The organism is Amycolatopsis sp. NPDC051371 (assembly GCF_040682155.1).
GTDB lineage: Bacteria > Actinomycetota > Actinomycetes > Mycobacteriales > Pseudonocardiaceae > Amycolatopsis.
This window is the reverse complement of the sequence record NZ_JBFBAG010000006.1, coordinates 255,692-267,543: the sequence shown is the minus strand read 5'-3', so window position 1 is coordinate 267,543 and position 11,852 is coordinate 255,692. Positions and strand designations below refer to the sequence as shown.

Genomic DNA, 11,852 nt, shown 5'->3' with positions numbered 1-11,852 from the left:
TTGTTCCCTAGACAAGAACAATCATCCCAGGTCAGAGGGCATCTGCGCGTCTACGACACCGCCTCACCCACCACATTCACCGGTGGATCCAGGTCCGAAGACCTGAATGACTCATTCAAGACACCAGCGGAGCCGGCGCCGCGACCTTGTCGGACCCCGGCGCCGGCGGTCCCGGCCGACTCGTTCACGACCTACGGACGGCCGCTTCCGTTCACGCCTCGTCGGCCCCGAGTGCCATCCGCACCAGGTCGTCGACGTCCATTTCGCCGAGACCGTCGTCCTCGGAATCGGCGGAAACCGGTGCCGGACCGCCGTCCCGCAGCTTCAGCAGCGCGTCGAGCAACCCCGCTTCGCGGAACCGGGCGACCGGAATGGACGCCAGCGCCGCGCGAATCTCAGGCTCCTCCGCGTCTTCCGCCGCCGCGAAGGATTCGGGGAACAGTTCCTCGCCCACGTAGCCGGCCAACGCCGCTGGGGTCGGGTAGTCGAAGATCAGCGTCGCCGGCAGGCGGATCCCGCTCGCCGCGCTGAGCCGGTTGCGCAGCTCCACCGCGGTCAGCGAGTCGAACCCCAGCTCCTTGAACACCCTCCCCGGGTCGACGGCCTCCGCGGCGCCGTAGCCCAGCACCGCTCCCACCTGCGCGCACACCAGCTCCAGCAGCGCCTGCCGCCGGTCCTCGCCGGACGTCCCCGCGAGCCGCTGCCGCAGGTCGGGGCCCGCCTGCGGGGAACCGGCGGCCGTGCGGCGCCGGGCGGCGGTCCGGACCACTCCGCGCAGCTGCTCCGGGACGTCCGTCGCCCCCAGTACGCGCGAGTCGACCAGCATCGGCACGAACACCGCGTCAGGCGCGCCCAGCGCCGCGTCGAACAGCGCGAGGCCCTGGTCCGCGGGCAGCGGCGGCAGCCCGGACCGCGCCATCCGGCGCACGTCGGCCTCGGACAGGCTCGCCGTCATGCCGCCGGTCGGCAGCCACGGACCCCAGGCCAGCGCCAGCGCGGGCAACCCCGCCGAACGCCGCTGCCGGGCCAGCCCGTCCAGGAAAGCGTTTGCGGCGGCGTAGCTGCCCTGCCCGGGCGCCCCGAGCACGCCTGCCGCTGACGAAAACAGGACGAACGCGGACAGATCGACGTCTCGCGTCAGCTCGTCCAGGTTGGTCGCGGCGGAAGCCTTGGGCCGCAGCACGGTGTCCAGCCGGTCGGGGGTGAGCGCGTCGACGAGCCCGTCGTCGAGCACCCCGGCCGCGTGCACCACCGCGGTCAGCGGGTGCCGCTCCGGCACGTCCGCCAGCAGCTTCGCGAGCGCGTCCCGGTCCGCCGCGTCACACGCGACGACGGTCGTCTCGGCCCCGAGCGAGGACAGCTCGGCCCGCAGCTCTTCGACGCCCTCGGCCGCCGGACCGCGCCGGCTCGCCAGCAGCAGGTGCCCGGCGCCGGAGCCCGCGAGGTGCCGGGCCAGCAGGCGCCCGAGCCCGCCGGTGCCGCCGGTGATCAGCACGGTGCCTTCGGGGTCGAGCGGCGCGGGCACGGTCAGCACGACCTTGCCGACGTGCTTCGCCTGGCTCACGTGCCGGAACGCCGCGGGCGCGCGCCGGACGTCCCAAGCGGTGACGGGGATCGGGGTCAGCACCCCGGCCTCGAACCACGCCAGCAGCCGGTCGAACAGCTCGCGGATCCGGTCGTACCCGGCCTCGACCAGGTCGAACGCCTGGTACCGGACACCCGGGTGGCCGGCCGCGACGCGCTCGGGGTCGCGCACATCGGTCTTGCCCATCTCCAGGAACCGGCCGCCGCGCGGCAGCAGGCGCAGGGAGGCGTCCACGAAGTCCCCGGCGAGCGAGTCGAGCACGACGTCGACGCCGCGCCCGCCGGTGGCCGCGAGGAACTCGCCTTCGAAGTCGAGCGTCCGCGACGACGCGATGTGGTCGTCCGCCAGGCCCGAAGCCCGCAGCGTGTCCCACTTCCCGGCGCTCGCGGTGCCGTAGACCTCGGCGCCGAGCTGCCGCGCGAGCTGGACCGCGGCCATGCCGACACCACCCGCCGCCGCGTGCACCAGGACGGTCTCGCCGGGCCGCAGGTCACCGAGGTCGGTCAGGGCGTAGAGCGCGGTCAGGAACACCACCGGCACCGAAGCGCCCTGCGCGAACGACATCCCGGCGGGCAGCCGGCAGAGCATCCGCTCGTCGACCTCCGCCACCGGCCCGAACGCGCCGCCGAACATGCCCATCACGCGGTCGCCCGGCACGAACCGGGTGACGCCGTCGCCGACGGCTGTGACGACTCCGGCGCCTTCCAGCCCCGGCGAGGTGGCCGGGCCCGGGTACATGCCGAGCGTGTTGAACACGTCCCGGAAGTTGACGCCGGCGGCGCGCACGGAGATCCGCACCGCGCCCGGCGCGACCGGTTCGGCGAACTCGGGGCAGGGCACGACGGTCAGCCCGTCGAGAGTGCCGCGATCGGCGATGTCGACCCGCCAGTCGCCAAGAGGGACGGTGAGCGCGTCGCTTTCCTTCGCCAGCCGCGCCACCCGGACCGTGCCGGCGCGGACCGCGACCTGGTTCTCCCCCGTCGCCAGGGCGGCGGCGGGCTCGGCCGAGCCGTCGGAGTCGACCAGCGCGAAGCGGCCGGGGTGCTCCGACTGCGCCGAGCGCACCAGGCCCCAGACCGCGGCGAGAGCGGGATCGGCCGGTCCGTCGCCGTCTTCGGTGACGACCGCGCCGGAAGTCAGCAGCGCGAGCCTCGCCGCGGCGAACCGGTCGTCGGCGAGCCAAGCCTGGACGAGCGCGAGCGCGTCGTGCGTCGCCTCCCGCACCGGCCGGGCCGCGAAGGGGATCACGACGACGTCCGGGACATCGGTGATTTCGGCGAGCGAGTCGACGACCGTCCATGACGGATCAGCGGGGTCACCGTCGTGGACGGGCCAGGTGAGCCGGTACAGCGCGTCCGGCCGGGCCGCGAGCTGGTCGGGCGAGAACTCCCGCAGGGCCAGGGAATCCACGGTCGCGACGGCCCGGCCGGCGGAGTCGGCGATCGCGATCGCGAGGGACTCGGCGCCGGTCTTGGTGAGCCGCACCCGCAGGGCGCGTGCCCCTTCGGCGTGCAGCGACACCCCGCGCCAGGAGAACGGCAGCCGCCCGTTCGGGGCGGGGGCGAACGGCAGGAACGCCGCCGCGTGCAGGACCGCGTCGAGCAGCGCCGGGTGCAGCCCGAACGCACCTTCGGCATCCTCGGGCAGCTCGACCTCGGCGTAGACGTCCTCGCCGTGCCGCCAGGCCCGCCGCAGGCCCTGGAAAACGGGCCCATAGCCGAATCCACTGTCCGCGAGCCGGTCGTAGAGCCCGTCCGTTTCGAGGGTTTCCGCGCCCCGGGGCGGCCACTCGGTGAGGTCCTCGCCGCGCGCGGGCAGCCCCGGCGTCAGCACGCCACTCGCGTGCAGCGTCCACGCGCTGTCGGGCGCCGCGTCCTCGGGGCGTGAATGGATGGTCAGCGTGCACGCCCCGGACTCGTCCGGTGGGCCGGTCAGGACCTGGAGCCGGACACCGCCGGTCGCGGGCAGCACCAGCGGTGCCCCCAGCGTCAGCTCCTCGACCTGTGTGCGGCCGGCGCGGTCGCCCGCGTCGACGGCGAGTTCGACGAACGCCGTCCCGGGGAACAGCACCGAACCGCCGATGCCGTGGTCGGCGAGCCAGGGGTGTGTCCGCAGCGAGATCCGTCCCGTGCTCAGGACCCCGGCGGACCCGGCCAGTTCGGCGGTGGCGCCGAGGAACGGGTGGGGGCTGGCCGCGAGACCCGCGGTAGCGACGTCGCCGGTGCGTCCCGCCGTGGGCCAGAACCGGCGGCGCTGGAAGGCGTAGGTCGGCAGTGCGGCCCGGTCACCCGCCGGGAACAGGGTCGCCCAGTCCGGAGAAAAGCCGTGAACGTGGGCTTCCGCCACGGCGGCCAGCAGGGTTTCGACGTCCGGTCGCTTCCGTCGCTGGGTCGCGGTCACGAAGACGGCGTCCTCGACGCAGTCGGAGACCATCGCCGAGAGCACCGCGTCCGGCCCCAGCTCCACGAACCGGGTGACCCCCTGGGCCGCCAGCCCGCCGACGCCGTCGGCGAAGCGGACCGCGTCGCGCACGTGCCGGACCCAGTGCTCGGGCGAGCGCAACTCTGTGACGAGCCGGCCGGTGAGGTTCGAGACCAGTCCGATCTTCGGGTCCTGATAGGACAGTTCGGCCGCGACCTCGCGGAACCGCGCGAGCATCGGGTCCATCAGCGGGGAGTGGAACGCGTGGCTGGTGCGCAGCCGCTTGGTCTCCCGGCCCAGCTGGGTGAAGTGCGCGGCGATGCCGAGGACGTCGTCCTCCACCCCGGACACGACGACCGACGCGGGCCCGTTGACGGCGGCGATCCCCGCCGACGCCGTGAGCAGCGGCCGGACCTCGTCCTCGGTCGCCCGCACGGCCACCATCGCGCCGGTCGCGGGCAGCTCCTGCATGAGCCGGCCGCGCGCGGCGACCAGTGTGCAGGCGTCGTCGAGGCTCAGGACTCCGGCCACGTGGGCGGCCGCGAGTTCGCCGATCGAGTGGCCCATGACGAAGTCCGGGGTCAGCCCCCACGACTCCAGCAGGCGGAACAGCGCCACCTCGACCGCGAACAGCGCGGGCTGCGCGAAGCGCGTCTGGTCGAGCCGATCGCCACCCTCGGCGATCACCTCGCGCAGCGGGAGGTCGAACCGCGCGCAGGCCGCGTCGAAGGCGTCGGCGAACACCGGGAATTCCTCGCGCAGCGCGAGTCCCATGCCCGCGCGCTGGGCGCCCTGGCCGGTGAAGAGGAACGCCGAACGGCCCTCGTCGGACACGCGGCCGCGGACGAGCCCGGGCCCTTCGCCGCCCTCGGCGAGCAGCCGCAGGTTCGCCGACGCGGTGTCGCGGTCGGGCGCCAGGACGACGGCACGGTGGTCGAACGCGGTCCGGGCGGCCAGCGCGGAGCCGATGTCGTGCGCCGCCACCGGAAGCAACGCGGCGGCCTGCGCGGCCAGCGCCGCCTCGGTGTGGCCGGACAGCGGCCACAGTGATATCGATATGTCCACAGTGGACTCGACCGGAGTAGGCGCCGGAGCCTGCTCCAGCACGGCGTGTGCGTTGGTGCCGCTGAACCCGAACGCGGACACGGCAGCCCGGCGCGGCCGTCCGCCCGCGGGCCAGATGACCGGCTCGGTCAGCAGCCGGACGTTCCCGGCCGTCCAGTCGACGCGCTCCGACGGGACGTCGGCGTGCAGCGTGCGCGGCAGCACCTCGTGGTTCAGGGAAAGGACCATCTTGAGCACGCCGGCGACCCCGGCGGCGGCCTGGGTGTGCCCGAGGTTGGACTTGATCGCGCCGAGCCACAAGGGACGCTCGCGGTCCTGCCCGTAGGTGGCGAGCAGCGCCTGGGCCTCGATCGGGTCGCCGAGCTGCGTGCCGGTGCCGTGCGCCTCGACGGCGTCCACATCGGATGGCGTGAGCCCCGCGTCGGCGAGCGCGGCGAGGATGACGCGTTGCTGGGAAGGGCCGTTCGGGGCGGTGAGCCCGTTGCTCGAGCCGTCCTGGTTCACGGCCGAGCCGCGCAGCACCGCCAGCACGCGACGGCCGTTGCGCTGGGCGTCCGAAAGCCGTTCCAGCAGCAGGATCCCGGCCCCCTCCGACCAGCCGGTGCCGTCGGCGGCGTCGCCGAAGGCCTTGCAACGGCCGTCTTCGGCCAGCCCGCGCTGCCGGCTGAACTCCACGAACCCGGCGGGCGTGGACATCACGGTGACGCCGCCGGCCAGCGCCAGCGAGCACTCGCCGGAGCGCAGCGACTGCGCCGCGAGGTGCAGGGCGACCAGCGAGGACGAGCACGCCGTGTCGACGGTGACGGCCGGGCCTTCGAGCCCGAAGGTGTAGGAGACGCGGCCGGACAGCACGCTCGCGGCGTTGCCGGTGCCGAGGTGACCGGCGACGTCGTCCGCCGAATCCCGCAGCAGCGACGAGTAGTCCTGGCCGTTGGTCCCGGCGAAGACGCCGGTGCGGCTGCCACGCAACGCCGACGGGTCGATCCCCGCGCGTTCGAAAGCTTCCCAGGCGGTCTCGAGCAACAGCCGCTGTTGCGGGTCCATCGCGACGGCCTCGCGCGGCGACACCTCGAAGAACTCCGGGTCGAACCCGGCCGCGTCGTCGAGGAAGCCGCCTTCCCGCGTGTAGCAGGTGCCGGGGTGGTCGGGGTCCGGGTGGTAGAGCGTGTCGAGGTCCCAGCCGCGGTCGCCGGGGAACGGCGAGATGACGTCGCGGCCGGCTTCGAGGAGCTCCCACAGCTGCTCGGGCGTGCTGACGCCGCCGGGGAACCGGCAGCTCATCGCCACGATCGCGATCGGCTCGTCGCTCGCCCGGGTGGTCGGCTCGGTGGGCTTGAGGTCGGACGCGCCGAGCAGGTGCTCGGCGAGCGCGCGCGGCGTCGGGTGGTCGAAGACGAGGGTCGAGGGCAGGGTCAGGCCGGTCTCGCGGCCGAGGGCGTTGCGCAGTTCGACGGCGGTCAGCGAGTCGAAGCCGAGGTCGGCGAACGGCCGGTCCGCGCGCACGGACGCCGTCGAGGAGTGGCCGAGCACCGCGGCCACCTGCGCCCGGACCAGGTCGAGCGCGGCGGCCGAGCCGGACAGGCTGGGTGCAGGTCGCGCGTCTTCCCCGGCGATCCCGCTGAGCAGCGGTTTGGTGGTGTCGAGATCGTCGGAAGCGAAGTCGATGGGCACGACCAGCGCGTCGGGACCGGCTAGGGCGCGGTCGAACAGGGCGAGCGCGTCTCGGGCAGGCAGCGGCCGCACGCCGCCCTGGCGCATGCGGGCGACGTCCGCGTCGGTGAGCTGCCCGGTCATCCCGCCATCGGGTACCCACGGACCCCAGGCCAGGGACACCGCGGGCAGTCCCAGCTCACGCCGGTGCGCGGCGAGCCCGTCGAGGAACGTGTTGGCCGCCGCGTAGTTGCCCTGCCCAGCACCACCGAGAACCCCGGCGGCGGACGAGAAGAGGACGAACGCGGACAGGCCTTCGGTGAGTTCGTGCAGGTGCCAGGCCGCATCGAGCTTGGGCCGCAGCACGGCCTCGAGACGCTCGGAGGTCAGCGAGGAGACGACGCCGTCGTCGAGCACGCCCGCCGCGTGCACCACCGCGTCGAGCGGGCCGACCTCGCCGAGCAGCCCGGCGAGGGCTTGCCGGTCGGTGACGTCACACGCGGCGAGGACGACGTCGGCGCCTTCCGCCGCCAGTTCGGCCTCGAGTTCCCGCGCGCCCGGCGCATCCGGTCCACGCCGGCTCACGAGGACGAGCCGGCGCACGTTGTGCGTGCGGACCAGGTGCCGGGCGACGTGGCCCCCCAGCGAACCGGCCCCACCGGTGATGAGCACGGTCCCTTCGAGACGGACACCGGGTCCGTCCGAAGTGGACTCGACGAGCCGGGGCACGGTCACTTCGCCGCCGGCGTAGGTGGCTTCCGGCTCCTCCGTGACGAACGCGGCAGGCAGTTCGGCGGCGTCCGCCAGGACGAAGCGGCCGGGGTGTTCGGCCTGTGCGGAGCGGACCAGCCCCCGCACCGCGGCCCCGGCGAGCCCCCGGGTGACGAAGACCAGCTTGGACTTCGCGTAGCGGTCGTCGGACAGCCAGGTCCGCAGCACTTCCAGGACTTCTCGCACCTGGCAGTGGGCGGATTCGACGACGTCGCCTCCGGCCTCGCACCGGAAGTAGACCACCGGTGGGGTTTCGGAGCCCAGCTCGTGCCAGTCGGCGGCCGGGCTGGTGGCCGCCGCCGGGACCTGCTCGACGCGGTACAGCGCACCGGCCGGCTTGACGGCCCGCTGCCCGTCGAGCCAATAGCGCTCCCGCTGGAAGGCGTAGGTCGGCAGGTCGACGACCTGTGCGCCACGACCGGCGAACACCGCGGCCCAGTCCGGGCTGAACCCGGCGATGTGCAACCGTCCGACGGCTTCGGTGAAGGTGCGCACCTCGTCGCGGTCCCGGCGCAGGACCGGGACCACCAGCGCGTCCGGCACGCAGTCCCCGGCCATCGCGGCGGCCGCGCCGCCGGGCCCGGGCGTGACGAACCGGGTCACCCGGTGCTCGGCGAGCCAGCGCATCCCGTCGTGGAACCGGACGGTGGCGCGGACGTGCCCCACCCAGTACTCCGCGGAGGTGACGTCGGCGGGCTCGCCGGTCACGTTCGACACCACGGGAATCTTCGGTGCCGCGTAGGAAACGGTCTTCGCGACCGCGCGGAACGCGTCCAGGATCGAGTCCATGTGCGGCGAGTGGAACGCGTGGCTGACCCGCAGCCGCTTCGACCCGGCGAACCGCGCGGCGATCTCCTCGACGGCGTCGACGTCACCGGAGACGACCACGGCCTCGGGCCCGTTGACGGCCGCGATGGCGACACCCTCGCGGAGCAACGGCCGGACCTCGTCCTCGGTGGCGCGCAGGGTGGCCATCGCCCCTTCGGCCGTCACGGACTGCATGAGGCGAGCACGAGCGGCGACCAGGCGGCACGCGTCGTCCAGCGAGAACACCCCGGCGACGTGCGCGGCGGCCAGCTCGCCGATCGAGTGGCCCATGACGAAGTCCGGGGTCAGTCCCCACGACTCCAGCAGGCGGAAGAGCGCGACCTCCACGGCGAACAGGGCGGGCTGGGTCATCTCGGTGCGGTCCAGGTCGCCGCCCTCGAAGATCAGTTCGCGCAGTCCGGCGAAGCCCACGCAGACCTCGTCGAAGGCCTGCGCGAAAACGGGGAACGCGGCGTGGAGACCGCGTCCCATGCCCGGCTGCTGTGCGCCCTGGCCCGCGAACACGTAGGCCGTCTTGCCCGAGGTGGTTTCGCCGACGGACGCCAGCTCGACCAGCCCTGCACGCAACTCTTCGGCGGTCTCCGCCAGCACGACGGCCCGGTGCTCGAACGCCGCCCGTGTCGTGGCCAGCGAATACGCGACGTCGACCGGCCGGAGTCCGTCCACTTGCGACAGTAACCGGGCGGCTTGCTCTCGCAGCGCCTCCGGACTCTTCGCCGACAGTACCGCGGGCACCAACCCAGCCGAACCCCCGGGCTCAGCGGGTTCGGGTGAGGGTGCCTGCTCGATGATCGTGTGCGCGTTGGTGCCGCTTACTCCGAAGGACGAGACCCCGGCGCGACGCGGGCGCTCGCCCACCGGCCACGCGACGGCCTCCTGCAGCAGCGCGACCTCACCGACCGCCCAGTCCACTTTGGACGACGGAACTTCAGCGTGCAGGGTCCGCGGCAGCAGCTCGTTGCGCAGCGCCATCACCATCTTGATCACGCCGCCGACGCCGGCCGCGGCCTGCGTGTGACCGAAGTTCGACTTCGCGGAGCCCAGCCACAGCGGCGCCCCACCCGCACGTTCACGGCCGTACGTCGCCAGCAGCGCCTGCGCCTCGATCGGGTCGCCCAGCGTGGTCCCGGTGCCGTGCCCCTCGACGACGTCGACGTCCGCGGCGGACAGCCCGGCGTCGGCGAGCGCGGCGCGGATGACCCGCTGCTGCGAAGGGCCGTTCGGCGCGGTGAGGCCACTGCTCGCGCCGTCGGAGTTGACGGCGGAGCCGCGCACCACTGCGAGCACGGGGTGGCCGTTGCGCTGCGCGTCGGAAAGCCGTTCCAGGAGCAGGAAACCGGCGCCCTCGCCCCAGCCCGTGCCATCGGCGGCGTCGGCGTACGACCGGCACCGGCCGTCCGGCGAGAGACCGCGCTGCCGGCTGAACCCGATGAACGTCACCGGCGTCGACATCACCGCGACGCCGCCCGCCAGCGCCAGTGAGCAGTCGCCGCGCCGCAGCGCCTGCGCGGCCCAGTGCAGTGCCACCAAAGAAGACGAGCACGCGGTGTCGACGGTGACCGCCGGGCCTTCGAGCCCGAACGTGTAGGCCACCCGGCCGGACGCGATGCTGGCGGCACTTCCGTTGCCCACATAACCTTCGAGGCTCGCGGGCAGGTCGGTCAGGCGCGTGGCGTAGTCGTTGTACATCACCCCGGCGAACACGCCGGTGCTGCTGCCGCGCAGGGACGCCGGGTCGATCCCGCCGCGTTCGAACGCCTCCCAGGCCGTCTCGAGCAGCAACCGTTGCTGCGGGTCGATCGTCTGCGCCTCGCGCGGGGAGATGCCGAAGAACTCCGGGTCGAACTCGTCCGCGTCGTGCAGGAAGCCGCCCTGGCGGGTGTAGCACTTCCCGGCCCGCTCCGGGTCGGGGTCGTACAGCGCGTCGAGGTCCCAGCCGCGGTTGACGGGGAACCCCGAGATCGCGTCGCGGCCCGAGGCCACGACGTCCCAGAGGTCCTCCGGCGAACGGACGCCGCCGGGGAAGCGGCAGCTCATCGCCACGATCGCGATCGGCTCGTGCTCCCGGTCCTCCGCGTCGCGCAGCCGCTCGCGCGTCCGGTACAGGTCCGCGGTGACCTTCTTGAGGTACCCGCGCAGCTTGTCGTCGTCGCTCATGCCTTTTCCCCATCGGTGGACCGCACGGCACGTTCGAGCACGTCCGCCGCCCGTTTCGCGCCTCCGGACGCCTTGATGGCCGCCCGCATCCGCGCGACCTCGGCCGCCACCGCCGCGTCGGCGGCGACGGCCAGAACGGCGTCGCGCACGTCGTCCCCGGTCACGTCGTCGAGCAGCGCGCGGCCCAGCCCCAGCCGCTCGACCTGCTGCGCGGTCACCCGAGCCTCCGGCCGCTGCGGCACGGCGACCACGGGGACGCCGTGGCCGAACGCGTCCATCAGGGAGCCCGTCCCTGCCTGGCAGACGACGACGTCGGTGTGCGGCAGGACCTCCCGGTGGTCGAGCCAGGAGTGCAGCTCGACGTTGTCGGGCATGGCCGCCGCGACGTCGTCGCCGACGTGCCCGGCGGTGGTCATCACGACCCGCCAGCCGGTGCCCGCGAACGCCCGCCCGCAGGCGGTGAAGAACCCGGGGTTGCTGTTCGACGACGTGCCCAGCGACACCAGCACAACGGGAACGTCCCCGCCGGGCGCGGCCCAGCCTTCGGCGGCTGCCCCGTCGTCGCCGGTCGGGCCGACGAACACGAACTCGTCGCCGAAGCACTCCGGGCGGGGCTGGAAAGCACGGGGCACGAACACCAGGTTCGCCACGACTTCCCCACCCCCGGGCGGGAAATCCGATGGGGTATCGAGGCCGAACTTCCCCAGCAACGCCGTGACGCGCTCTCCGCACGCCGCCAGGGCGGGGTGCGCGGGGTCGAGCGGCGGCCCCTCCAGCTGGCTCTCGCTGCCGTTGAGAGGAACCTCGTCGTTGCCGCCGAACCCGGCGAAGAGGCGGACGACGCCACAGCCGGCGCGCCGCGCGACCAGGCCGCCGACGTCGGTGCTCAGCACGTCCTGGACCACGAGGTCGACCGGGCGGTCCGCGAACTCCGGCCACGCGGTGGCGAGCGGGGCGTAGGCCTCGTCGAGGTAGTGCGCGAGGACCTCGGCGAGGTCCTCGGCGGTGTGCACGTCCGGCATCGACTCCGGGAAGGCGGACGGGTAGGTCAGCACTCTCGCGCCGGTCTCCGCGACCACGCCGGCGAACCGCTCGGCGACCACGTACGACACGTCGTGCCCGCGCGAAAGCAGCTCGCGCACGACCGGCAACGTCGGCCGGATGTGACCGAAGCCCGGGAAACTGAAGAAGGCGACATGCCCGCCGGAGACGTCCACGCCGGTCACCCTAGGTCGGCCGGGAGCACCCACCGGGCCCTGCACAGGAAATCCGATGATTCGCCTAGTGTCACCGCGGCGCCCCGGAAAAGACCAGCATTCCTCCTAGTTTCTCCTCGCTACAAATAGGACATCCCGTCCGCCGGCCACGCGAGGTG

Annotated in this window: 2 protein-coding genes; both read right to left on the bottom strand. The window is 73.6% G+C overall.

The window, feature by feature from the left end; translation table 11 throughout:
• Nucleotides 1-211 precede the first annotated feature (211 nt).
• Nucleotides 212-10,477, bottom strand: a complete 10,266-nt coding sequence (locus AB0M59_RS11050; RefSeq protein ID WP_364612202.1) for an SDR family NAD(P)-dependent oxidoreductase — start codon at nt 10,475-10,477, stop codon at nt 212-214.
• Nucleotides 10,474-11,694 carry a macrolide family glycosyltransferase gene (locus AB0M59_RS11045; protein ID WP_364612199.1) on the bottom strand — a complete coding sequence of 407 codons (1,221 nt, stop codon included), beginning with the start codon at nt 11,692-11,694 and terminating at the stop codon, nt 10,474-10,476. The genes AB0M59_RS11050 and AB0M59_RS11045 overlap by 4 nt, the downstream gene beginning before the upstream one ends.
• Nucleotides 11,695-11,852 lie beyond the last annotated feature (158 nt).